Annotated in this window: 16 protein-coding genes and 1 tRNA gene; 3 read left to right on the top strand and 14 right to left on the bottom strand. The window is 72.0% G+C overall.

What is annotated here, in order from left to right; all coding sequences use genetic code 11:
* Window positions 1-33 precede the first annotated feature (33 nt).
* The 6 genes from JQX11_RS06955 to JQX11_RS06930 all read right to left on the bottom strand — a co-directional run bounded on the left by JQX11_RS06955 (window position 34) and on the right by JQX11_RS06930 (window position 14,101).
* Window positions 34-3,258: an ATP-binding protein gene (locus JQX11_RS06955; protein ID WP_204924107.1), complete on the bottom strand. Its 3,225-nt coding sequence runs from the start codon at window positions 3,256-3,258 to the stop codon at window positions 34-36.
* An 83-nt stretch (window positions 3,259-3,341) separates the two neighbouring features.
* Window positions 3,342-7,022, bottom strand: coding sequence for an RICIN domain-containing protein (locus tag JQX11_RS06950; protein ID WP_204924106.1), 3,681 nt, complete (start codon window positions 7,020-7,022; stop codon window positions 3,342-3,344).
* A 25-nt stretch (window positions 7,023-7,047) separates the two neighbouring features.
* Window positions 7,048-7,479 (bottom strand): hypothetical protein, encoded by a 432-nt coding sequence (locus JQX11_RS06945; protein WP_204924105.1) that lies wholly within the window; start codon window positions 7,477-7,479, stop codon window positions 7,048-7,050.
* A gap of 47 nt (window positions 7,480-7,526) precedes the next feature.
* Window positions 7,527-8,042 (bottom strand): hypothetical protein, encoded by a 516-nt coding sequence (locus JQX11_RS06940; protein ID WP_204924104.1) that lies wholly within the window; start codon window positions 8,040-8,042, stop codon window positions 7,527-7,529.
* Complete coding sequence (locus JQX11_RS06935; protein ID WP_204924103.1) at window positions 8,032-9,834, bottom strand: RyR domain-containing protein; 1,803 nt, start codon at window positions 9,832-9,834, stop codon at window positions 8,032-8,034. The genes JQX11_RS06940 and JQX11_RS06935 overlap by 11 nt, the downstream gene beginning before the upstream one ends.
* A gap of 61 nt (window positions 9,835-9,895) precedes the next feature.
* Window positions 9,896-14,101, bottom strand: coding sequence for a HEAT repeat domain-containing protein (locus tag JQX11_RS06930; RefSeq protein WP_204924102.1), 4,206 nt, complete (start codon window positions 14,099-14,101; stop codon window positions 9,896-9,898).
* Between the two features lie 293 nt (window positions 14,102-14,394).
* On the opposite strand from JQX11_RS06930, the gene JQX11_RS06925 reads away from it, so the two are divergent.
* A complete protein-coding gene (locus tag JQX11_RS06925) occupies window positions 14,395-15,366 on the top strand; it encodes an SCO2521 family protein (RefSeq protein ID WP_204924101.1) in 972 nt (323 codons plus the stop codon).
* Here the strand turns inward: JQX11_RS06925 and JQX11_RS06920 are convergent.
* From JQX11_RS06920 to JQX11_RS06890, 7 genes are all read right to left on the bottom strand, one after another.
* Window positions 15,345-16,322 (bottom strand): SCO2522 family protein, encoded by a 978-nt coding sequence (locus tag JQX11_RS06920; protein WP_307826090.1) that lies wholly within the window; start codon window positions 16,320-16,322, stop codon window positions 15,345-15,347. The two genes, JQX11_RS06925 and JQX11_RS06920, sit on opposite strands and share 22 nt — an antisense overlap.
* On the bottom strand, window positions 16,307-17,236 hold the full coding sequence (locus tag JQX11_RS06915) for an SCO2523 family variant P-loop protein (RefSeq protein WP_204924100.1): 930 nt from the start codon (window positions 17,234-17,236) through the stop codon (window positions 16,307-16,309). Before JQX11_RS06915 ends, JQX11_RS06920 begins: the two co-directional genes overlap by 16 nt.
* Window positions 17,236-19,077, bottom strand: coding sequence for an SCO2524 family protein (locus JQX11_RS06910; protein ID WP_204924099.1), 1,842 nt, complete (start codon window positions 19,075-19,077; stop codon window positions 17,236-17,238). The genes JQX11_RS06915 and JQX11_RS06910 overlap by 1 nt, the downstream gene beginning before the upstream one ends.
* 224 nt (window positions 19,078-19,301) lie before the next feature.
* Complete coding sequence (locus JQX11_RS06905; protein WP_204924098.1) at window positions 19,302-20,090, bottom strand: SCO2525 family SAM-dependent methyltransferase; 789 nt, start codon at window positions 20,088-20,090, stop codon at window positions 19,302-19,304.
* Between the two features lie 650 nt (window positions 20,091-20,740).
* A complete protein-coding gene (locus JQX11_RS06900; protein ID WP_204924097.1) occupies window positions 20,741-20,935 on the bottom strand; it encodes a helix-hairpin-helix domain-containing protein in 195 nt (64 codons plus the stop codon).
* A gap of 105 nt (window positions 20,936-21,040) precedes the next feature.
* Window positions 21,041-21,112 (bottom strand) — tRNA-Val (locus JQX11_RS06895).
* A 56-nt stretch (window positions 21,113-21,168) separates the two neighbouring features.
* Entirely contained in the window at window positions 21,169-21,801 is a 633-nt protein-coding gene (locus tag JQX11_RS06890) for a TIGR02611 family protein (protein WP_232377269.1), read from the bottom strand.
* Between the two features lie 293 nt (window positions 21,802-22,094).
* On the opposite strand from JQX11_RS06890, the gene JQX11_RS06885 reads away from it, so the two are divergent.
* Window positions 22,095-22,526, top strand: coding sequence for an SsgA family sporulation/cell division regulator (locus JQX11_RS06885; protein WP_053653619.1), 432 nt, complete (start codon window positions 22,095-22,097; stop codon window positions 22,524-22,526).
* Between the two features lie 128 nt (window positions 22,527-22,654).
* Here the strand turns inward: JQX11_RS06885 and JQX11_RS06880 are convergent, their stop codons facing one another.
* Entirely contained in the window at window positions 22,655-23,431 is a 777-nt protein-coding gene (locus JQX11_RS06880; RefSeq protein ID WP_204924095.1) for a glucose 1-dehydrogenase, read from the bottom strand.
* 155 nt (window positions 23,432-23,586) lie between these two features.
* Between JQX11_RS06880 and JQX11_RS06875 the strand changes: the two genes are divergently transcribed.
* The gene (locus JQX11_RS06875; protein ID WP_204924094.1) at window positions 23,587-24,501 is read left to right on the top strand and encodes a helix-turn-helix transcriptional regulator; all 915 of its coding nucleotides are present in this window, start codon (window positions 23,587-23,589) and stop codon (window positions 24,499-24,501) included.
* Window positions 24,502-24,503 lie beyond the last annotated feature (2 nt).

Below are 24,503 nucleotides of genomic sequence, written 5' to 3'. Positions count from 1 at the left end.
GCCGCCACCGTCGGCGGCCACCGGCCCGGTGGATCAGGTCGCCAGTTCGGCGAGGAACCGCTCGGCCCGGCGGGTGTGCAGGAACGCACCCCGCTCGGCGGACGCCGTCCGGGCCCGCTCGGCGGCGGCCCGGACGACCGCGACCGGCTCGCCCCGCGCCCGCAGCAGCCGGGCCCGCAGCAGGAGCAGCAGTCCCTCCGGGTGACGCTGACCGCACGACTCCAGATAGTGGTCGGCCTGGTCGAGCGCGGTCGCGGCAGCGTCGACCGCGCCACCGGCGAGGAGCATCTCGCCGAGGAGCCCGTGCCAGGCGGCGACGTCCGAGCGGGGCGGGTCGAGCAGGTGCGCGGCGATGAGCCGCCGGGCCCGGTCCGCGTTGCCGAGCGGGTCCCGACCGGTCACCGCCAGCGCCCAGCAGCGGGCCAGCCGCTGGTAGGTGCCGAGGAAGACGAACGAGAACCCGGGATCGACGGCGATCCCCCGGCCGGACGCGCGCAACGCCAGCACCGGATCACCGACGATCACCGCTATCCGGGCGGCGGCGCACGCCCACACCGTGAGCGTGTACGGGTCGTCGCCGGCCAGGTCCTCCAGCCCGTCGAGCACGGCCCGGCCGTCGGCCACCGCGCCGTGCAGGGTGGTGACCTCGGCCAGCATCGCGGCCATCAGCAGCTGGAGGTCGTGCCGGACGGGGTCCTCGTCCCGGCGCGGAACGTCGAAGATCATGCCCCGGGACCGCTCCAGCCAGCGGACCGCCTCACCGATCTCCCCGTAGTCCCACTGTTGCAGGCCCCAGGCGTGCAGGCCGCAGGCGAGCACCCACGGGTCGGCGGACTCCCGCCCCCACTCCAGCAGCCGGCGGGCCAGCGGGGCGCTGCGGTCGAGTTCGACCGCCTGGACCAGGGCGGCCCAGCGGGAGTAGAGGAAACCGGCCGCCTCCCGCTCCCGGCCGAGGTCCCGGGCCAGGTGTTCGGCCCGTTCCAGCAGGTCGGTCACCGAGGAGCCGTACATCGACCGCATGCCGAGGACGGCGGTGAGCTGGGCGAGGGCGGACAGCTCCCACCCGGCCAGTCCCGCACCGCGCGCCACCTGCACCGCCGAGCGCAGCCACCGCTCGGCGACGTCGAGCGCCGACTTGCCCGCCGCGTGCCGGCCCGCGCGGATCAACGCCTGCGCCGTACGGGCCGGTTCGGCGAGCAGGCCGGCGGACCACAGGTGGTGGGCGAGGCGCTCGACCACCGTCTCGGCGTCCGGACCGCCCCGTTCGAGCGCGTCCGCGATCCGCAGGTGCAGCTGTCCCGCCTGGGCCGGCCGGGTCGTCGCGGTCACCGCCTCGCGGACCAGGTCATGGGAGAACCGCAGCGAGAACGGGTCGTCCGGGCGGCTCTGGAGCATCCCGAGCGCCCGCACCGGTTCCAGCCGTTCCAGGCAGCGGTCGAGGTCGAGTCCGGCCACGCGGGCGAGCAGCCCGAGTTCCACGTCCCGGCCGATCGACGCGGCGATCCGGAGCAGGTCGCGGCTGTCGGCGTCCAGCCCGGACATCCGGTCGATGACCACGTCCCGGACGGTGGCCGGGACACCGGCGCACCCCCGGGGCCGGTCGGTGAGCAGCCGGGACAACTCCCGGACGAAGAACGGGTTCCCGGCGGTGCGGGTGAGGATGCCACGGGTCGACTCCGGGGTGGGCGTCGAGCCGGTCTCCCGGCGGACGAGTTCGGCCACCTCGGTCTCGTTGAGGTTGCCCAGCCGGACCCGCTGGTGACCGGGGAGCCGGCTGACCGTGGCGAGCATTCGGGACAGCGCGGAGCCGGGGGTGGGGGCGTGGTCGCGCAGCGCGCCGACCATCAGGGTGCCGCCGGGCAGCCGGGCCGCCAGGTGGCTGATCAGGCGCAGGGACGCGTCGTCACCCCACTGCAGGTCGTCGAGGGCGAGCACCGTCGGCCGCCGCGCCGAGGCCGCGGCGACGATCGCGACGACCTGTTCGAAGAGCCGGAACGGGAATCCGTTGTCGGGCAGCACCGGCGCGGCGATGTCCCGGCGCGGCTCCAGCAGGCTGCCCAGTTCCCGGCCGACCGGGGTGTCCCCGGGCGTCGCGTCGAGGACGGCGCGGATGACCTGGACCCACGGCCACATCGAAGGCGCGCCCCCGCCGTCGAGGCACTGCCCCCGGACGACGAGCGCGCCGCGCCGCGCCGCCTCGGCGGTGGCCTCCCGCAGCAGCCGGGTCTTGCCCACCCCGGGTTCACCCTGGACGAGCACCAGCGCGGTGCCGCCGGTGAAGGCCACCGTGGTCGCGTCCCGCAGGGTCGCCAACTCGCCGTCCCGGCCCACCAGGCCGTCACCGGCGGGTGCCGGCAGCGCGGACGGCCCGGCGGGTGCCGGCAGCGCGGACGGCCCGGCGGGTGCCGGCGGTGACGCCCGGTCGAGCGCGCGGTGGTACGCCTGGGCCAGCACCGGGCCGGGGTCGACCCCCAGATGCTCGGCGAGGTCGGCGCGGACGGCCCGGAACACTGCCAGCGCCTGCGCCTGCTGGCCGGCGGCGCCCAACGCGGTGACCAGTCCCGCCTGCACCGGCTCGTGCAGGGGCGTCATCCTCGCCGCCAGCCGCAGGGGGGCCAGCACCTGGTGGGGCTGCCCCGCCGCGACGGCCAGGTCGGCGGCGGCGACGGCGGCGGCGAAGAACTCCCCGTCCAGGGCGGCGAAGAGGGCCACCGCGCCGGACCGGTGCGCGTACCCGTCGCCGGCCGGTCCCCGCCACAGTGCGAGTGCCCGGGAGTACGCGTCGAGGGCGTCGGCGTCCCGACCTCGGGCCCGGTGGGCGGCGGCGGCCCCGACGTGCCCCCGGAACGCCACCAGGTCGAGCAGTTCCGCCGTGGCGGACAGGCGGTAGCCGGTCGCGTGCCGGTGCAGGTGGGAGCCGACCGCGCGGGGTGGCAGCCCGGGTTCCAGCAGGCGGCGCAGCGCACCGACGTACTTGTGGATGACGTTGACCGCGGTCGCCGGGGCGTCGTCACCCCAGACCAGGTCGATCAGCTCACCGGTGCTGACCGGTTCCCCGGCGCGGGCCAGCAGCAGGAGCAGCAGGTAGGCCCGCTGGCGGGGGCCCGGGTCCAGCTCGACGCCGCCCCGCCGGACCCGCAGCGGGCCGAGGATCTGTAGTCGCAGCGCGCCCTGTGGCCGGCTCCGGTGCCCACCCTCGACGCCATCTCCCGACGACAGCCCCACCACGCCCCGGTAACCCCCGACCGTCGGTGACATCGACGCCCTTCAGCTTACGCCGGGGAACGTCGTGCCGACCGGCCCGCGGGACGCCCGGGGCGGGGTCGTCGCCCCGCGTCACCTCACCAGCGCCAGCCCTCCCGCCCGGTGTCCGGCACGGACTCCACGCTCAGGTGCGCGTGCAGGCCGTGGTCGGTCAGGTAGGTCTGGACGAGTTGACCCTGCACGACGGTGTTGTTGTAGATGGTCATCGAGGCGGTGTCCTGGTGCACGCACCAGACCTGCCCCTGGCTGTACGGGTCGTAGCCGTCCAGCACCACGTGCGCGCCGGGCAGGGGAAGGCCACCGTCCGGGGTGGACGTCAGGTACTCGTCGTCGTACAGCAGGTAGAAGCACCGGTCGGCGCCGCGCTGCCCGGCCGGCACCGGCTGCCACTCCCGGCTGCCGGTGGTGGCGGGCAGCAGTTGCACCGGCCGGCCCTCGACGCCGTCCGGGCCGGCCACCCCCAGCTCGGCCGCCGTGCCGGCGGGCGCGACGACGGGCAGGATGTCCCGCCGCAGTTCGAGGTCCGTCGAGGACGCGAGGAACCAGCGTTGGTACGGCGAGTCGGTGGCGTCCCGGGCGGCCAGCACGAAGTCGCCCGGCAGCACCGTGAGCGCCTGCCCGGTCAGGTAGTTGAGCAGGGTGTACGTGCCGTCGCCGTTGGACACCGGCCGCCACAGCTGGGCCAGCGACGGTGACCAGCCCAGCGCGGCGCGGGCGTCCGGGGCGGCATCGGCCAGGCCCAGGTAACGGTCGTCGGTCGAGTTACCCTCCCGGACCCGTTGCAGGCGCAGGTAGCCGGGGACCTCGTTGTCCCAGTCCAGCCGCCACTGTTGGGCCCGCGACGGGGCGTAGGCGGTGTCCACGACCAGTGGCCCGCCGTTGGGTTCGGCGTCGGCGACGCGGGTGGTGGCGGCGTTGCGCAGCAGCGCCCGGCCGGGCATCGTCGGGGTGGCCAGCGGCGGCACCTCCGCGGCGGCGCGCAGGTCGAAGCCGTAGGTCACCGGGTGGTGGTCGGAGTTGGTGATCGTGTTCTCGGTGTGCGCCCGGAAGAGCGTCGGCGCGCCGTTGCCGAAGTCGGTCACCGCGTAGTCCAGGGTGTTCGTCGGGCCCGTCGTCGGATGGGTGTTGGCGTCCGGGGCCATCACGGCGAACTGGTTGACCGGTAGCGCGTTGCGCAGGTTCTGCGGCTCCCGGTTGAAGTCGCCGAGCACGACCCACTCGTAGGTGCCGTTGGCGCCGGGGTTGTTCTGGATGAACGTGCGGATGTTCGCCAGCGTGGTCGGCATGTCGTTGCCGTTGCCCGCCCAGCCGTGCACGGTGAAGAAGAACGTCTCGCCGATCCGTACGCCGAGCGCCGGCCGGGCGCCCGCCTGCCCGGCGACCACGGCGACCTGGTCGGCGCGCTGCGCGGTGGCGATGGCGAGGTTGACCCGGTTCGGGCCCTGCGTCGAGGTGTCCGTGTTCAGCCAGTACAGGTGCCGGGTGGGTTCACCGAGCAGGGTGCCCAGGTAGTACTCGTACACCGGGGGGAAGACGCCGTTGTTGGCGAACACCTGCTGGGCGTGCCGCGCCATCTCGTGCGCACTGCCGGCGGGCGGCGACCCGGCCTCCTGGAGCGCCACCGCCAGCGTCCCCGCGCTGAGGAACCCCAGCACTGTCGCGTACTTGTTCTCGTAGGTGCCGCCCGCGCTGGAACCCGCCCCCTGCATGTTCCAGGTCACGACGGTCCGCCGGTTGCCGTCGCGGGGTTCGAGCTGGCCGACGTCACGCAGGAACAGCGACGGCCACCGCTCGCCGGTGCGTACCGCGACGCCCTGGCCGGCGTAGTTCACGGTCTCCCGGCCGGACCAGTCCTTGATCGGCGCGCCGCCCTGGCTCAACGGGGTGAACGCGCGTGGGTTCGCCGCGTCGGAGCCGAACTGGTAGATCGCCTCCGTCTCGCCGCTGTCGCTGGAATACGGCTCGTAGGGCAGGTAGGGGCCGCCCGGGACGGACTGTTTGATCATCGTGTTGCGGTGGAAGACGTTCTGTGGGCCGGACGCCCCGGACCACTTGATCGCCTTTGCCGCCGCCGCCCACCAGATCGGGAACCAGGTGCCGTCCTCCAGCTCACCGCCCTCGCCGCCGCAGTTGGCGGTGCAACTTCCCGACCGGTGCTCGTACGGGACGCGGACGGTGTTGCCCTCGAACAGGTTGTAGCGTTCCCAGCCGCCGTGCAGATTGAGGTCGGAGTCCAGGTCGTTGCCGAACGCCACGTTGCCGCTGGCCGACCACTGGAACGTGAAGTGCCGCAGGTTCCGGCTGGTGTTGTACGCCCACAGCGAGTCCCAGACCCGGCTGCCGCGCAGGTAACCGTTGCCGCCCTTGCCCTTGTTCCACGCCCCGTCGAACGTGTTGTGCTCGATCTGGAGGTTACGGGCGACCTCGGTGACGATCGGGTGCGAGCCGGTCATCGACCCGGCCAGCCCGCGCGCCCAGCTGTTCGCGGCCCACTTGAACGCGATGCCGTGCATGGCGTACTCGGGGGCCAGGTTGCCGTAGTTGTGCACCGCGTCGGTCGGGCTGGGGTGGTAGACGCCGCCGAGCAGCTTCGGCAGACCCTCCAGCTCCTGGGAGAAGGCGAAATTCTCGAAGCCGACCCCCTCCACCGCCCGCAGCGGGGTGATCTTGCTGGGGTAGACGTTGCCGGCGATCGGCGCGGAGCCGTCCGAGGTGGAGTCGACGGGTGCGTCGTACTCCAGCGGGCGGTCCAGCGTGACGGTCTTCGCCGAGGTGTTCACGGCGATCGCCCGGAACATCTGCTGACGCATGTGCAGGTTCTCGCGGGTGCCCGGATCGTCGGGCGCGAGCCCCTGCTGTTCGTAGAAGCGCAGGCTGTTGGCGACCCCGACCCAGACGTAGCCGCCGACGCGGAAGCCGTCCATCTTCGCCTTGGCGTCCAGGCGGATCACGTTCTGCCCGGCACGGGCCGAGAACCCCGGGTCGGTCGACGCGGAACCCAGTTTCTGGCCGGAGGCCCAGTGCTGGTTGATCGATCCCTCGAACAGGTCCTTGCGGTTGGCGGGGGCGGCGGCCCACTCGTCGGCGTACCGGTCGGCGACCTCGCGGGTCTGCACCTTGAACAGGGCGCGACCGGGCCAGATCCACCCCCCGGTGCCGGTGTCCGGCGGCGAACCGAAGGTCATCGTGTCCTGGTTCCACCGGCTGCCGTCGGCGGTCAGCGTGTCGTATCGGGTGTTGACGTCCGGCCGGAACACCACCCGGGTGCCGCCGCTGCCGGCGCCCTGCCCCCGCAGCACCAGGAAGTTCGCGTCGACGTAGATCTGCCGGGAGATGTCGATCCGCCCGGCCGGCAACCCGATCAGCGAGAGCCGGTGCGGGTTGCCCGACGGCGAACAGTTCGCCTTGATCCGGTCGATGGCCGACTGGAGGCCGACGCTGTCGTCCACCGCGTCGTCGGCGCGGACCCCGAACTCGGTGGCCAGTCGTGCCGCGTCGATCGTGCAGGACCCGCCCGCCAGGTCCGCGTCCGACGGCAACGACTGGCCGCCGAGATAGCCGACCCGGGACCAGTCGGGCAGCCCGGCGACCCCGCCGATCCGGTTGCCGGCGGTCAGGTCCGCGTCCCCGGCGACCCCCGCCGAAAGCGACGCCGCCCCGACCGGCGGTGCCGCCACCGCCTGCGCCGCGGACGGCGGAGGCACCGCGACCGTAGCGACGAGCACCAACCCCAGCAGTACGCGGACAGCGCGGACCATGGATGTCTCCCCCGTTCCGGGTGGATCAGTACCGGTAGTAGTGCGCGTCCTTGCGGCCACCGGAGGCGGTGGTGCCCTCGGCGGCGAAACCGATCCCGTCGACGCCGTTGTAGAACGTCTCGTACTGCCGGCTCGGGCCGATCACCTCGAAGGTTCCGGAGCTGGTGTTGAAGTGGCCGATGACCCAGAACAGGGTGCTCTCGCTGCCGGTCGGCACCGGCCCCCACCAGCAGTCGGCCCCCGGGTCGAGGACCGGGCCCAGCTGCACGGTGTGGTTGTTGAGGTCCACGTACTCGAGGTGCACCCGGTAGTTGCCCCACGGGCAGAGCTGCACCCACCCGTCGCGGATGGTGGAGGCCGCCGCGGGCGTGGTCGGCGCCACGACCAGGGCGACCGCGCCGACCGCGGCGACGGCCGAGGCCAGCAGCCGCCGCGATTCGAACAGCTTCGATGTCATGCCGGCGAGGATAGGTCGCCGCACTGGACAGACAGTGAACCCACGGTTCAGTGCGCCCCGGGCTGCGTCCGACGGGCACCGGCGGGCCAGAGGACCGAGACCGGGATGCCCCGACGCCGGGCCCGCTCGATGGTCCGGTCCGTCGACGCCGCGTGGCAACCCGGCTCGCCGTCCCAGACCGCCACCAGCCGCTGCACCCGTCGGACCAGTTCCCGGTTGGCGGCGACGAAAGCGGCGGTGCCCGACCGGTCGTGACCGGTGTGCACGACCGCCACCGCCCGGTCGAGCAACTCGTCGAAGCTGGCCCGCTGCCCGGGGGCGATGACCGCGTCCCGGTAGTCCCGGGCCGGCAGTATCACCTCGTACGTGCCGCCCAGCTGCAGGACCGTGCGCGCGAAGATCTGGTCCGTGCCGCCGGCCAGGCAGGTGACGCCACGTACCGGCCGGTCGCCGATCCGGCGCAGTTCGGCCCGGATCGCGTCGGCGACAAGCACCTCCGTGTCGCGGGTCAGGTGAATGTGCCCGGTCACGCCGATGCGCTCCGGTCCGGCATCAGCCGACATCCGCCGGTCCTCTCCGCGGCGCGGGCACCCCGGGCACCAGCCGGATCAGTTCGAAGCCGCTGTCGGACAGCACCTCGGGCAGCGCCCGGATCTCCTCGCGGTTGCGTTCCTGGACCTCGGCGGGAAGTTCGTCCCACGGCCGCAGGGCGGGATGCCGCTGCTGGACGTCGTCGCGGGACTCGCCGTACGCCCAGCCGTCCCCCCGCCGTTCCCGGCACCACCGTTCGTGTTCGAGCCGGGCGAGCACCTCGATCCGGTCGTCGATGGCCTCCCCGGCGGAGACGTCACCGGTGCCGCCCCGCCGGGGTGCGACCACGCACCCGAGGTTCAGCAGCTTGGCGGCGATGTCCTGGACGTGGGCCCGGTTGGCCCGCCGCAGCGACTCGGGCAGTCGCGACCAGTCGACCATCGCCGGGGTGTCGCCGGGACGCAGCCCGGCTCGCCGCCGCGCGTCGAGGTAGCGCTCGTGGATCAGGCGGGCCAGCCGCTCGGTGAGGTCGTCGCCGATCAACCGGGCGTCGCAGGCCCGGGTCAGCACCGGATACAGCCGGAGCTTGCCGTGCACCTCGTCGAGCAGGTCATGACGGGAGTCACCGTGGAAGGCCGCCGCCAACGCCGCCTGCCGGTAGACCGGCACGAACACGCAGCTCTCGACGCCCTGCCAGAGCCCGGGCGAGTCCAGCACGAACTGCAAGCCGCTGCTCTCCTCCGGTGCGCAGACGTAGATCCGGTCGTATCGGCCGGAGCCCAGCCGGCCGAGCGCGACACCGTCGAGGTCCCCGTCGTAGGCGGTCAGCTCGCAGACGGCGCCCATGAACGGGTAGCGGGACGTCACGACCTCCCGTTCGGCGCTGGCGTCCGGGGCCACGAGGTCCACCCGCAGCGGTGGGAGGACGACGCCGGCAGGTGCCTGCGCCCGGCAGGCCCGCCAGTGCCGGGCGGTTTCGGTCAGCAGGGCGCGGCGGAAACCGCCGGTGCCGGCGATGAGCAGCCGGGTGGGTCGGTCGGCCGTGCCGGCCAGGGGATGGTGCCGGTACAGCGCGCGGGCGGCGACGTCGTCAACGTGGAAGTAGTCCAGCCGCAGCCGGCTGGATCCGGCCGCGCCGAGCCGCCGCGCCTGCAGGGACAGGCACATCTCGGAGTCGTTGACCAGCACGTAGACCCGTGGTGGTTGCCGTCCGTCCCGGACGAGCCGGCTGGCGGTGTTGGCGATGGCGTGGTTGCGGTCGTCGTCGTCACCGCAGGCGTAGATGGTGTGCGCCCGGGGCAGACCCGCGCCGCGTAGCACCTCGGCGCTGGTCGGATCACCGATGACGCCGAGATACCCGCGGCGGCGGTACTCCAACGGACCGAACGGTACGCGCCGCACCACGACCACGCGTTCCCCGTCGGCGAAGAGCCGGTCGGCGAGCATGTGGGCGAACCGGGAGTCACCGCAGACGAGGACGTGGCCACGGGCCCGTCGGGCGCGCAGGCGGCGGCTCTCGGCGGCCAGCAGCAGCCGGCCGGCCTCGGCCACGGCGAGGAGAGTGAACAACGGTGCGGCGAACCGGGCGACCTGCAACTGCCACGGGTAGGGGCCGGGGTCCTGGAACGGCTCGGCACCGAACACGAAGAGTTGCAGGTCGTAGTAGAGCACGTCGAACCGGTCGTGCACGGTGTCCGGTCGGGTCGCAAGCAGGATCTCGAAGCCGACGTAGCCGAGAATAAGCGCCGCCAGTCCGATGATCCCGAACAGTCCTCGCAGCCACCAGCCAGCCCGGCGGGGCGAGCCGACGACCGGGTCCGTCATGGGCCCATGGTATTTGACGGGGTCGATCAGAAGCCGTCGCGAAGCGCCGCGCGCGGGCCGGTCACAGGAAGTCGTCGGGCCTGGTGCCGGGCAGGGTGGCCAGCAGTTGGCCGGCCAGCCGCCGGGTGCTGTCGTCCTCCCCCCGGTGGGTGAGGCGCACCAGCAGCTCCCGGGTCCGTGGGTCCCCCCAGTGGTGCCGGGTCAACGAGAGCAGCGCGGTCCGGCGGATCTCCCAGTCGTCGTCGTCCACCAGGCTCAGCAGCAGTTCCGGCACCTCCGCCCGGCCGGCCAGGTTCGCACCCAGCTGTTCGGCCGCCCGACGCCGGACCTCCAGGGACGCGTCGTCGCGGACCAGACCGATCAGCAGCACCTGCACCTCGGGATCGGTGCCGCAGTGCTCGCCGAGCGCGGCGGCGACCCGCGAGCGGATCGCCGGGTCCCGGTCCGCCAGCCGACGCATGAGCCGCAGCGTCACCGCCATGGACGTCGGGCTCTGCCCGGTCAGACAGCACACCGCCGCGTCGAACACGGCCGGGTCGGTGTCCAGGTCGACGCACTCCAACAGCACGTCGGTCACCGCGTCGGAGCCGCCGTACCGGCCGAGCGTCTGCACCGCGGCCAACCGGATGCCGGCGTAGCTGTCCCGCCGGGCCCGCCGGCACAGCGTCTCCAGCAGGTCGTCGGAGCCGTCGTGCCGGGCGAGCGCCTCGGCCGCCGCGCGGAGCACGGTCGGATCGGGATCCCTGCTGACCTGCTCGGTCAGGCACTCCCGCACCGTCGGCTCGGGCGGGTCGGCGAGGGCCGCCAGGCTCCGGGTGACCCGCAACCGGACGAGCGCGTCCCGCTCCTCGGAGGCCCGGCCGATCAGCAGGGTACGGGTGGCGCGGCCGATCGGCAGCCGCCCGGTGAGCAGGTCGACGGCGGCCAGCCGGACTCTCGCCGTCGGGTCGAGTCGGGCGCTTGCCATCAGCAGTTCCCCGGTGCGGTGGTCCGGGTACGCGTCGACCAGGGCGCGCACCGCCGCGAGGCGTACCGTCGCGTCCTCGTCCTCCCGGGCCGCCTTCGCCACCACGGTCCGTCCGGTCTCCTCGGCCCGGTCCCGGTCGATCAGCGCGGTCACCGCGGCAGCCCGCACGGACGGCTCCTCGTCCTGTTCGATCAGTTCGACCAGCCGGGACCGGCACCGTCCCTCCGGATCGGGTCCGGCGGCCAGCAGCCGCACCGCCGCCGTGCGCAGCCGCGCGGAGCTGTCCGAGCCGACCAGCTTCAGCAGCAGGTCCATGTCCTCCAGGCCCGGTGGACCGGGCAGCAGGGTGGTCAGCAGGCAGCGTCGTACCTCGTCCGGGGCATCGCCGTCCACCCGTAGCAGCGCGGCGGCGCGGGCCGACCCGGCCTGCCCGGGCAGGGCCAGCAGGCCCTCCAGTGCCCGCTGCGCCACCCCCGGGTCGGGGTCGGTGTCGAGCAGCCGCCGCAGCGTCCCGGCGGCCTCCGGCACCTCGGTCAGGCGCGCGGTGAGCACCCCGACGGCGGCCCGGCGTACCGGGACGTCGGGATCCGTGGTGGCCCGGACCACCATCCGGCGGACGTCGTCGGACAGTGCGGTGCGACCGCCGAGGGACTGTACGACCAGCGTGCGCACCGCGAGGTCGGCGGAGTCGACGAGTCCACGCAGCACGTCCGGCAGGTCGGGGTCGGCGCCGAAGTGGGTGACCAGCGCCCGCACCGCGGCCTGACGGACCGCGGTGGAAATTTCGGCGCGGGCCTGGGCGAGCAGGAGGTCCCGGTACCGTCGGCGACCGGTGGGGTCCATCCGGGCGGCGGCCTCAGCGAGCCCGGCGACCAGGGTGAGGTGGGCGTGCCGCTCGCTACCCTGCCCGAACTCCAGAAGCAGAAGGTCCTCAAGCCGTTCGTCGGCGGTGGAGAGCGCGGCGGCGATCCGGGTGGCGAACGCGGAGCCGGTGCGCCAACTGGTACGTATCCCACGGCGGCGGTACCAGTGCAGGAAGGTCGTCCGGCCGGGCCAGTCCGGCCCCAGCGCCCGGATCGAGGAGAGCAGCTCGTGCTCGGTGAGGTCGACCAGTTGGGGGTCGTCGGCGGAGATGCCGTGCTCGACCAGCAGCACGACCTGGCGCAACACGGTCTCGCCCGCCTCCGCCAGGTCCGCGGGTTGCGGGGCCTCCGCCACGCACTGCGCGGCGAGCACCAGGTTCCAGGGCGGACCGGTCAGGTTCAGCGGCGGCCAGGGCCGGGTTCCCTCGGTGGCGAGCCGGACGATCAGGTCGTTGGCGGTCGGGACGGGCAGTGCGCCGGCCACCAGCCGGAGCACCTCCCGCCAGGACGGATCGGCCCAGTGGTCGCGGAACAGCGAACGCAACCGGTCGGGGCCCCAGTAGCCCGGATCATGCTCGATTCCGTCCACGATCTCCTCGGCGCAGAAGAACTCCAGGAACGCCCGGTGCACGAACCCGAACAGCCGCAGGCCGTAGCGCTCCAGGATGAAACTCCGCTCGCGCAATTTGCCGATCATCGAGTAGGCCATGGCGAGTGCCCGCTCGTTGCCGAAACCGTAGAACGCGACGAGGTGATCCCGGAAGATGAGTGCCAGTTCGTCGGATTCGATGCAGTTCCCCGCCAGCCCGGACTCCCGGAACTGCATGCGGAATGCCAGCTGGCGCAGCAGCCGGTGCTTTGCCTTCAGATCCAGCACCGGCGCCTCGCCGTGGCTCTCCCGCAATTGTTTGGTGACGTCCCACTCGGAGATCAGGACGTCGGTGACGTGTGCGTACAGTCGTCGTCTGTTGCGGGGCAGCGGGTGGCCCCGGCCGACGATGGCCATGAGGATCAGCAGCAGTGGGTTGCCGGCGATCTCGTGCATCGCCCGGGAGTTGCGCACCACGTCGAGTAGCTGTCGCCGCTGCCGTTCCGCCTCCGCTTCGGTGGGCATCACGTAGCGGCACCAGTTGCCGAGGAAGCGGGCGATCTGCCCGTCGTCGAGATCCTCGATCGTGAAATGGTCGAACCCGGCGTTGGCGAAGGGCGGCCGCAGGTGTCCCGCCGACCGGGAGGTGACCACAGTCAGCACCCCCGGGTACTCGTTGGCGAAGGTGGCGATCTGCGCGGCCACCTCCTCCCGCTGCGCGGGGTCGACCACCTCGTCGAGGCCGTCGAACAGGAACAACGCCCGGCCGCCCCGGCGCAGATAGGTCTCCAGCACTCCCCGGTCGAGTCCGGGCAGGCCCATCTGCTGGCTGTGGCCCACGTAGTCCAGCAGGCCGTCGCACCGCCCGTCTCCCCGGTGCGTGGCGTACGACCGCAGTTCGATCAGCACGGGCAGGTGGCCGTCCAGCGCCGCCAGCCGGGGCTCGGCGCAGACCCCGGCCAGCACCAGCGCCAGGTAGCGGGCGACCGCGGACTTTCCGGATCCGGCGTCGCCCAGCAGCACGATCATCCGCCGGGCGGGATCGCACACCACGTCGAACAGCATCGACGCGTCCTTGGCCGCGTACTCCTCCCGCAGGCGCTCCACCTCCTCCGGGTCCACCACCCCGGGCAGCCCCGCGTCGTCACCGTCCGGCGTGGCCCCGGTCGTGCGCCACCAGGCCAGTGGCATCTCCGGGCGGGCTTCCTCGTGCACGCGGGGCTCCACGAACACCTTCGGCAGCCCGACGGTCAGGTAACCGATGGTGGGACGGGGTGAGACGGCGTTCACCGGGACCGCCTCGTACATCAGGGCCAGGTTCCGGTGGTAGCGGGCCCGCATCTCCTCCGGCAGATGGGTGCCCGGATCGGCCGGGCCGCGGACCGGGGACCGGCCGCTGAGCACGTCGGCCAGCGCCGCCGTCACCTTGGCGGTCAGGTCGTCCACGCTGGAGAAGAAGTCACACAGGTGGTGCTCCTGGAGTTCCCGGCGCAGATCGACGATCCGGTCACCGTCGTCGCCCCGGTCCATCATGCGACCCGGCCAGTGCGCGTCCTCGGCGAGCAGGAAGACCAGGCAGGGCTTTCCGGCCGCGAGCGCGGCACGGTATTCCAGCTCGGTGATGGACGACGTCTGGCCGGGCGGCCGGAATCCGTACCGCCAGGCGAAGAGCCCGAGGTAGAGGTCACAGTCCCGGACGTCACTCAGGCAGCGCTCCAGCGGTGGCTGGACGTCCGCGCCGTACGCCTCCATGGCGACGTCCTCGATCTTCAGCCGACGGGCCACGGCGTGTACGGCCAAGCGGTATTTCAGCAGGTCCTTTTGGGTGGCTGAGATGTATACCTTCATGAACGGCGAACTCCGGGGGGAGACTGGTGACCGTTGCTTTGAAAATACCAGCCGTCGTCACCTGCTCATGTTCGACAGAAACTCGATGCGCGTTGCTGCGCGTGGGATTCCCGCGGAGGGGCCTATGATGTCGACGCACGGATTCAGGTCCGAGCGGGCCGAATCTCACTTCCCCGAGGTTTCCTTTCGTCCGGCCCGCATCCGGGTCGGTACGGATCACGGCGGCGCACGTCAATCACCAGGGACGCATTCCGCGAGCCGGCGCGGACGGATGCGGTGATGCGGAGGAAGTCATGCTCACACTCGGTGAGGTGCACACCAACCTGCTGCAGCACAGCACCGCGCTGGCCCAGGAGCAGAGTTCCGAGGTGCTGCACCTGGTCGAGGGCGAGACGGTGCTGACCTCCCGCCGTCCATCGCTCTACGCGGTCTCCCCCGACGTCCGTACCGGGGTGGACTGCTGGCTGCCCAGTGCCCGACGCCGTCAGCTACGCGGGGTCGGTGCGGTGGTCAGCCGGGCGATCGTCACCGGCGGCCGGATCGTGCAGGCGTCATCGGTCATCCGGGTGACGGGCGGCCAACGACGCCGGCCGTGGTCGCACTACCTGGCCAACCCCGGCGTCCTGGAGACGGTCGGCAAACTGGACGCCGTGGATCTGACCGCGGGCTTCCTGCGCGGCGACGACGCCGACGTGCTGAACCTGGAGGCGATCACCGGCCGGGTCCTCGACGGTGTGCAGACGTCCGACCTGCTGGACCGGCGTCCGCCGCTGCGCGCGGCGCGTACCCGGCTGCGCTGGGCCGCGCAGGTGTCGCCGCGCCCGGAGCGGGAGGTCTCGGCGGTGGTCACGGTGGACTCCCCCACCCTGCGTACGGTCGAACTGGTGCTGGATCCCCAGGACATGCCGGACGCCGTGGTCGGCCTCTGCGAGGACCTCGCCCTGCACGACTGGCTGTTGACCACGCTGTCCTCCCTCGTGGAGGCCGCCGTCGCCCGCTCCGCCTCCGGTCAGGAACACGTCGAGCGGCTGCGGCCGGTGCTGGAGCACCTGCTGCACCTGTGGCTGCCCGGTGCCCGGGTCAGCCCCCGGCTGCGGCCGATCTGGGACCGGCTCGAACAGGTGCCGGGGTTCAGCCGGCAGTGGAACGCGTCGGTGACCTGGATCCGGGACCAGATCGCCGTGGCCAACCTGACCCTGCTGCGTGACCTGGCCGGCCAGCCGTGCGGCAGGGCCATGACCGCTCACCCGCCGATGAACACGTAACTCAACCGGTCGACAAGTTCGTCGGGCAACCGCAGGCCCTCGCCGCCCGCCCGGCTGGTGATCTGCTGCGCGACCGCCGGGGGCACCGCGACCTGGCCGAGAACCGTCCGCACCGCCAACTCCACCGGCAGGTACTGGGTGTCCATCAGCGTCAGCGTGCGGTACGCGCAGAACGGCGCGGCGGCCGGATTCAGCTGGACGACGGCGGGTAGCGCATCCCACGAGTCGGGCAGCTCGCCGGTGAGCCGGTGCGGCTGCATCAGCACCTCGCCGCGACGACGCAACACGCCCAGCCGGGCCATCTGCCAGACCGAGGCGAGCAGGGCACAGGCCCACACCCGGCGGCTCGGCTCACCGGACCACAGCTCGACGTCGACGAAGATGGAGTGCCGGGGGTCACCGGACTGCACCGGCGGGGACCACGGCCGGGGCAGCGTCATCGCCGGCGCGTCGACGTGACCGGGTGAGCGCATCCCGTTGGACAGCCAGCCCGACTCGCTCAGCGGGGGGCGGCTACCGGTGGTGTTCCGGGGTGGCTCCACCACCAGGGCGTCGACGACCATCTGGGCCAGCTCGACGCCGTCGTGGCGGGCGAAGCTGGACTCCCGTGCGACGTAGTCGAGCACCAGCCCCTGCGCCGCCGCCGCGCTCTGCACCTGCCCGATCACCTCGCGCGGGGTGCCGAACCGGTGGAAGTAGTCGTCCACCATGAAGCAGGTGCTGATCCGGGGCTGGCGGCCCCCCGTCAGCCCCCGGCTCGCCAGCCCCGGGATGATTGCCGACCACTCGGCGATCCGCGCGAACCTGTCCCGCAGCTCCTGACATCCCGCGCCGAAGTCCTCGGCGTAGAAGTGCCCCAACTCCACCGACAGGTGCGCGTACGCCACGCTCTCCGTACGGGCCACCGCAGCCGCCTCCTGGAATTTCACGTCCACGTCGATCACACGGCTTCCCACGCGGTCTCGTCGAACAGCTTCGCGGTCAGGTCCACGAAGGCGTCCACCGTCCTCATATTCGCGATCTTGGTCTGCACGTCGTGGTCCGAGATGAGCTGCTCGCGCCACTGCAACAGCGGGTCGAGCGGCACCGAGCCGAGCCGGGTGGTACGGCCGACCCCCTTACGTCGGGCCAGCTCCGACAGCTCGTCGTCGCACTTCCGCAGGAACGCCTGTTGGGCGAGGTCGAGATGGCCCACCTCGCTGCCCCGGGCGTCGATCACCGCGGTGCGGACGAACCGCAGGGACTCCCGCAGCCGTTCCGGCTCATGGCCGTACTCCCCGCCCACGGCCAGGATCCCGCCCGCCTCGAAGGCGAGGTCCGCCGCCGCCGTGACGTGTTGCGGGGTCCACCGGTGAAAGACCAGCCAGCGGGCGGCGACCTTGCACAGGGAGGGGGTGGCGGTCGCGGCCAGGGCGATGTGACTGGCGTACGACCGGCCGGCGCTGAGGTCCACCAGGGTCAGGTCGAACTCCTCCTCCAGGCGGAGGAAGAGGTCGACGCAGCGCTTGGCGATGTCGCTGGTGAAGCCGAACTCACTGCCGTTGCGCTGGCCGGGCAGGAGCACCAGGGCCCCCGATCCGACGGGCCGCTGGCGCAGGCTGGCGCGCTCGGAGGTGCCCCAGACGTCCAGCCGCTCGGGCGAGGGAATCTGCCCAAGTAGGTACCGGTGCAGACCGCCGCGGCTGGGCCCCGAGCCCTCCACCCCGTTGACGGCCTGCGGGATCTGGAACGTGATCCCCGCCGTCGGCGAGCCGAAGTCGTAGTCCAGGTAGCAGGTCGACTTGCCGGCCAGCGCGCTGCGGTAGGCGATGTTCGCCGCGGTCACCGACCGACCGGTGCCACCCTTGTGTGACGTGACGAAGACCAGCATCAGATCCCCTCGCCGGCCTTCTGCTGACCGGTGGTGACGTCGTTGATCTGCAGCAACACCGTGTTCGCCAGGGCGGCCGCCGTGCCCGGACGCTCGTCCACCAGCAGTTGGGCCCGACGCAGGCTGGACCGGATGCTGCGCATGTTGCGTTGCATCGCCACCCCGGAGAACGTGCCGCGCATCATCTCCCGGTCGAACAGGTACTCGGCCTCGTCGACGAGATCCTGGGCGTACGCCGCGAGCCCGCCGGCCCGGGGGAAGGGCCGTTCCGAGAGCAGCTGACTGGCGTTGACCATCGCGTGCACCGCCCGCTCGGTCAGGTACCAGGAGGGCGCCTCGGGCATCGGCGCCAGCCCCGGGAACGCGCCGCCGGCATGGTCCCACAGCCCCCGGTGCCGGCCGTCCGGGATACGCCGCTGCAGCAGGTGGTCCCACACCTCGTCCGCCAACTCGAGCAGTTCGCTGCGCCGCCGGGCGTTGTTGAGCAGGCCGGCGACGGTTATCGCCCGCTGGAGCAGCACCGTGGAGAACTCGTTGACGTTCCACGTCATGATCGGCTTCGACTCACGGTCGTTGAGGATCACCTGCTTGCCGGGCGCGTGCACCAGGAGAGCCTGCTCACCGGGGGACGCGCGGCGGGTGATCCGCGCCCGCTGCGCCAACTCCACCAGCACCGAGGCGATCCGGCCGAGTTCCTCGTCGCCGCCGCGCCCCACGGCGAGCAGGCCCTTGACCGCCAACGACGTCGTCTGCAGCGTGTAGTAGTCGGTCCGGTCGCCGTCGGTCGTCCGCCACGGGATGTCCTCGATCGGCCAGCGTCGCCGGTTGCCGAAGGTCGCCACCGTCGCCCAGTAGGTCCGGGTCAGCTCCCAGCGCAGTTGCAGCGCCCGGGACAGCCGCTGCTGTTCCTCGTTGAGCAGGCCGAGCAGGCGGGTGCGTTCGGAGTTCAGGTCCTCGATGGCGTCCATCGCGATGACCGTGAAGTAGAGGTAGGGGGCGTTCTCCGCGGACCCGGGGCGCTGCCGGCCGATCGGTTCGGTGGTCGGGACCTCCTCGGCTCCGGCGATGGTCCCCCAGGACCAGCCGCACTCGAAGAGCATCTCGCTGTTGTCGAGGTCTTCGGTCACCCGGCCCGACCCGAGGAGCACGCTGCGCAGGCTGGCCATCGTGTCCCGCAGCTGTTCGCGCAACGCGTCCACGACTTCCCGGCGCGGCAACTCGTCCTGGTTGACCATGTCGCACAGCCGACGGCCGTACGGGTCGGTGGGGGTGAAGACGGAGGTGCTGAAGCTGCGGAGCAGACCGACCATGGCCGCGGTCAGCCGCACGTTGGCCATCGCCTCCAACTCGTCCAACTGGGCGAGGAGATCACGCCGTTGGGTGGCCTTCCGGTAGACCTTGACGAAACCGATCGTCGCCAGCGTGAGCGTGACGGACACCGCGAAGGAGTCGACGATGTCCCGCGAGTACTGCTCCTCGGTGAGCGGCGGCCCGCCCTCCGTCGGGGTGAGGTAGCTGCCACCGGCGAAGATCGGCGTGCCGGCCTCGTCGGTGTAGCGGCGGAAATAGTCGATCATCACGCCGACCAGCTGACGAGGGATCCTGATCGCGTCGCCGAGCGAGCCGAGCGCCTCGACCACGTCGTCGTCGACCCGGTCCGGATCGTCGAGCGACAGCACGGAAACCTTGGCCGCGGGGAGCAGCAGGGTGAGCAACTGCTCCGCGTCACTGATCGAGTTGCTGCCGCTCCGGCCGCCCCAGCGCCATTCACCATTTTCCCAACAACTGCGCACCGTGGCCCGCCAGATGTCGAGGATCTCCTGGCGCGGCTGTATCCGCATGATCCACCGCCGTCTGTTGTTGTAGTCGCCGACTCGAAACCGCTGATGTTGCCGTACGCGCGAGGATCCACGGGGGCCGACAATGACGTGCACCGTCATGGTAGCGGGCCGGTCGACCACCGTCCGAATCGCTTTGTCGGCGGGGTGTCGGCAAGCCGACCATCGGGTGTGGACCAGGCCCGACTGCCGCCGTCGACGGCGCCGTTCAGGCTCCGGCGTCGACGCTATCCGCGGGTACGACCCGTGGTCAGCAACATACTCACGTAACCGTCGCGCAACGGCGGCCGGGGGCGTTCCTCGTGGACGTCAAGTTCGTACGCGCCCGCGGCGATACCGGCAACGACCTCGGCACGGGCCAGTGACACCGCCGGAAACGACCGTCGACCGACGTGGTAGCCGGCGGAGCCGAGCATGACCGCCAGGGCAAAGGGTGACCCGGGCCGCAACGCACGGAGGAACCGGGCGATCGCCCGTTCGGCCTCCGAGCGATGAGCCGAGATGGAACACGCCACGAAGAACATCGTTCCGGCGTCCCAGGCGTGCACCGGCAGGTTGAAGACACTGGTCCGCGATACCCGGGCCACCCGCGCCAGACGCCGCCGCGGATCGGTCAGGGCAGCGTACGCCGGGTGCTCAGCACACACCTGCCAGTACGGATCCCACATCGGGTCGTAGGAGTCGACCTGCTGACGCAGCCAACACACATTCGACGTCGACCATTCACATAGATCGATAGTTTGAGCGAACGGCAGGAGCGCCAGCGTCGGATAGAGATTCGCTCCCGACCCCACGTCGACGCAGCGCGCCCCGGAAAGTTCAACCCCGGCGAAGAAGTCCCTGGTCCGGCGGAGGAATTCCTGATCATCGGCCCGCAGGTCCGCGTAGTTGTGTCGGACATACGTCTGTGGGTCGAACCCGTCCCACTGGACCTCGGCATTGACCGGTCCCGGTGCCTGAATCGGCAGGGGCGACGTCGAGGAGTCGCCACCACCGGCCGCCGGGGTCAATGCCATGACCGCACCTCCATCGATGTCGGCGGACGACCTTCGGTGAGGTCTCGGACGCGCTCGGTGCACCGCCCTTTGTGTATCGGAAGTGCTGCCGGCCCGCAAGGGTCGCTCTTTCACCGCGCCCGACAACAACCACCCGACGCTGACCAATCCGTGAGTCACGGGCGACACGTAGCTGGTACGCACGTCGCGAATCCGCCACGCCCTCGACGGTGTGCCGCTGGGTAGCTGTCCGCCCAGACGCGGGGGTTCCCCCGGCAAGCAGGCGGGGCCGGGGCGGCGGGTGGATATACGCTCCCAGCGCTCTTTCGACCTGCCGGCGTTGACGAATCGCCGCCGATGCCTGTCTCCGGAAACGGCACGGACAGGGTTTTCCCCCACAGCCGTCGAGTCAGCCGGGGCCGGCCAAGCCCGATCGGGTCGGCCACCGATCGAAACGGCCGCGCCGGACCACTTGGACCTGAATCGCTGATGTCATCAGCTCGAAAGGATGCGCACCCACCATCCCGGCCTCCGTCCGGGCCGGAGGGCGTCCGTGCCGCACCCGGCCGGGGAGCGCAGGGGAAGCGGTGGTCAGGAGCAACATCGGCTAGCAGAAGTCCCCTGGTCGAGCACCGCCCGAGTCGCCCGGCGTAATCGCTGCTGAGGAGTTTCTATCCGAGACTGAGATCGTGCTGCTCCAGTGCGTGCTGAATGATTCCGAGCGCCTTCGGTCCCACCCCGTGCAGCACGGACAGCTCGGCGCGTGACACGCCCACGAGGTCACGCAGCGTCGGATAGCCCGCTTGGGTCAGGGCGCGCACAGCCGGCGCACCGATCTTCGGCAGAGCATCGAGATCGGTAATCACGCCGTCGACCCTACGCGACCACAGCCAACTACCTGTTCATCGCCCGACAGCAGAAAGACCACCTCCCGAACCCGGGAAGCGGCCTCTGACCTGCGGTACTGAGAGTGGGCGATGCTGGTATCGAACCAGCGACCTCTTCGGTGTGAACGAAGCGCTCTCCCACTGAGCTAATCGCCCTCAGCGCCGTTGACTCTACCCGATCGTGCGGCGGAGCCAAAAACCCGGGGTACCGGTCAGGTCGTGGCGAGGTGGTGCAGCAGTTGGGCGACCAGGTCGATGCCGAGGCTGTACTTGAGCGAGAGCCAGAGCACCACGGCGACGAAGACCAGGCCGACGGAGCCGAGCAGGAGCCGTACGGGCAGGGAGCGGGTGGTGGCCCACCGGGTCCAGGCGTGGACGTGGCGGCGGGTGAAGCCGAGCAGCCGGCGGGCCCAGTGGAACTCGACGGCCCAGATGGCGAGGCCGGCGATGACGATCAGCCAGCCGGGACCGGGCAGCGGGATCAGGGCGATGCCGACGGTCACCACGATCGCCCCGGCGACGGCGATGAATATCTTGAGGGCTACGCGGCCGGTGGGGTTGGCCCGGATCAGGTCGAGGGTGGTGCGCAGCCGCCACCGCCAGCCGGTGGGGCGGGCGGCGAGGGCGGTTCGACCGGATCGACCCCCGCCACCGCGGGCGCGTCCGTTGACCGGTCGGGCCCGGCCGCGGGAGTTGCGGGCGGCGCCAGCGACGCGACCGGCACGTCCGGCGTCGGAGGTCGCCCGACCGTCTCGGTCCGGTGGCTTGATCGGCACCCTGTCACCCCGCCTTTTGGCTGCCCGGGCCCCTACTTTCGGTGACTCGGCCCCACTCACCGCATCCATTGAGGAACGCTTCGCGGCCATTTCACCCCCCAGTGTCGTCCCGGCCCGTCACTTGCGCAGACCACTGGACGTTACCGGAGTAAGTCGACGACTGAACCACCCGACTTCGGACGGGCTCCCGACTGGGCAGAACCGGAAATCCTACAAGAATTCTCACATTCTCGCGGCGATTCGGACCCCCTTCCCACCACTGGGTGAAGTCAGCGTATGGCGGAGCGTAGCCAGCAGTAGCACCTGAGTATGGGAAAAGCGGGACACGCGCGTTCCGCAGCGGTGCCGGGGGGAGAACGTCCATGAGTGTCATCCGACCGACGACCGTAGAGGTCGAGACGTCGCTAAGGCTCGTCGCGCCTGACGCCACCGCCTTGCCGGTGCGTGCCAGCCTGCGTTACGACCCTGCTGACCCGTATGCGGTCCATGTCCTGTTCCATGCCGAATCGGCCGGCGGCGAGGCGGTGAGCTGGTCGTTCGCCCGCGAACTGCTGGTGACGGGCCTCGACGAGCCGGCGGGCATCGGCGACGTGCGGGTCTGGCCCTGGGCCACCCCGCGCGGCGACTTCGTCGCGCTGGCCCTGTCGTCGCCGGACGGCAACGCCCTGTTCGAGGTCCCGCGCAGCGTGCTGGTGCGCTTCCTGCGCCGGACCTACGTCGTCGTCCCGCGCGGCCGGGAGGCCGAGCACCTGGACGTCGACACGGCGGTGACCCGGCTGCTCGCCGGTCGCTGACCAGTCTGCCCCGGAGCCGCGCGGATCTGCCGAGTCCGCGCGGCTCCGGCCGTCCACCGCCCGGTTACGCGCCATGCCGCCCGGTCACGCCACCGCCCGGTCAGGCCGCCGCCCGTCGGGCCCGCCGGTCAGCCGTGCGTGGTGATGCCCCCGTCCACCGGGATCACCGCGCCGGTCAGGTACGCCCCGGCCCGCGACGCCAGGAAGATCGCTGCGCCGGCCATGTCGTCGGGGCGGCCGATCCGGCCGAGCGGCACCTGCTGCGTGATCGCCGCCCGGGTCGCGGGGTCGTCCAGGGCGAAGGCCATCATCTTGCTCTCGAACGGGCCGGGGGCGATCGCGTTGACCGTGATCCGCTCGGCGGCGAGCTGGTGGGCGAGGCTACGGGTGAGCATGTGCACGGCGGCCTTGGTGGCCGAGTAGGCGTACACCTCCATCGTCGGCACCCGGAGCCCGTCGATCGAACCGATGTTGATCACGCGGGCCGGGTCGTCGTCGCCGGCCGCCGCCCGTAGGGCCGGCAGCAGCGCGGTGGTGAGCCGGAACACCGCCTTCACGTTGACCGCCCAGAGCTTGTCGAACGCGCTGCCCGGGTACGACTCCAGCGGCGCGCCCCAGGTCGCCCCCGCGTTGTTGACCAGCACGTCGAGCCGGTCGCACCGCTCGCGGACGGCGGCGGCGAGAGCCTCGGCGCCCGCGTCGTCGCCGAGGTCGGCGGGGATCGCCTCGCACCGCCCCTCGGCCGACAACTCCTTGGCCACCGCCTCGCACACGTCGGCCTTGCGCGACGAGATGACGACCGTGGCCCCGGCCCGGACGAAGCCCCGGGCGATCATCAGCCCGATCCCCCGGGAGCCGCCGGTGACCAGAACCGTCTTGCCGTCGACCGAGAACAGATCCGTCATGAGCACCCCATCGCACGTCGCGGTCCTTACCGATCGGTAACGTAGCCCGGCCCCGGCAGCCGGACAACCCCGGCGGGACACCCCTCCACCGCAAGCGCGACAGAGTCCCGTCGCCGGGATGCGACCTCGGCCGTCCCCGGTTACGGTCGACGACGATGGTCCCTTCCGGTCAGCTCTCCCCGGCAACCCGTCCCGACCTGCCCCGCCCCGAGATCGACGTCCTGGAGCTGGGCGACCTCGTCCCCGGCACGGGCGCGCCCCGGCCGGTCCTGCTCGACCACGATCTGCTCGCCCTGGTCACCGGCGGGCACGGCTTCGTCGAGCTGGACTTCCGGGCGCTGCCCTGCCGCCCCGGCACCCTGCTGCGGGCCGTCCCCGGCCAGGTGCTGCGTTGCCCCGCGCGGCTCGACGCGGTCGTGCTCCGCTGGCACGCCGACGCGCTGCGCGGCCTGGACGTCGACCCCGCCGCCGTGCCGCAGCACCACCAGCTCACCGGCCCGGACGAGGACGCCGTCATCAACGAGGTCTCCCAGCTCGTGGTGGACCACCGCCGGCACCGCGCCGACCCGGCCGCGCACGCCCTGCTGCGGCACCAGCTCGCGGTGCTGCTGATCCGGCTCGCCCTGTTGCCCGGCGTCCGCAACTCCGGCGCGACGCCCGAGGACACCGACCCGCAGCGGACCGAGCGGGCCACGTTCCGCCGGTTCTGCCGGGAGGTGGAGGCGGGGTACCCGCACACCAGGCGGGTGGAGGACTATGCGGCCCGGCTGGGGTGCTCGGTGCGTACCCTGACCCGGGCCTGTCTGGCGGTGACCGGGCGCAGCGCCAAACAGGTGGTCGACGAGCGGGTCGCGCTCCAGGCCCGTCGGCTGCTCGCCGCCACCGACGAGCCGGTGGCCCGGATCGGTCGGCAGCTCGGCTTCCCCGAGCCGACGAACTTCGGCCGGTTCTTCACCCGCGAGGTGGGGGTGAGTCCGGGCGCGTTCCGGGCCGCCCGGGACCGCCCGTCGGCGCGGATAGTCCGACCACGGCGACCCGCTGACCCCGCTGACCCTGTCGGACGGGCATGATG

The organism is Micromonospora humida, from assembly GCF_016901255.1.
Lineage (GTDB): Bacteria > Actinomycetota > Actinomycetes > Mycobacteriales > Micromonosporaceae > Micromonospora > Micromonospora wenchangensis.
This window is presented reverse-complemented; position numbering and strand designations above follow the sequence as displayed.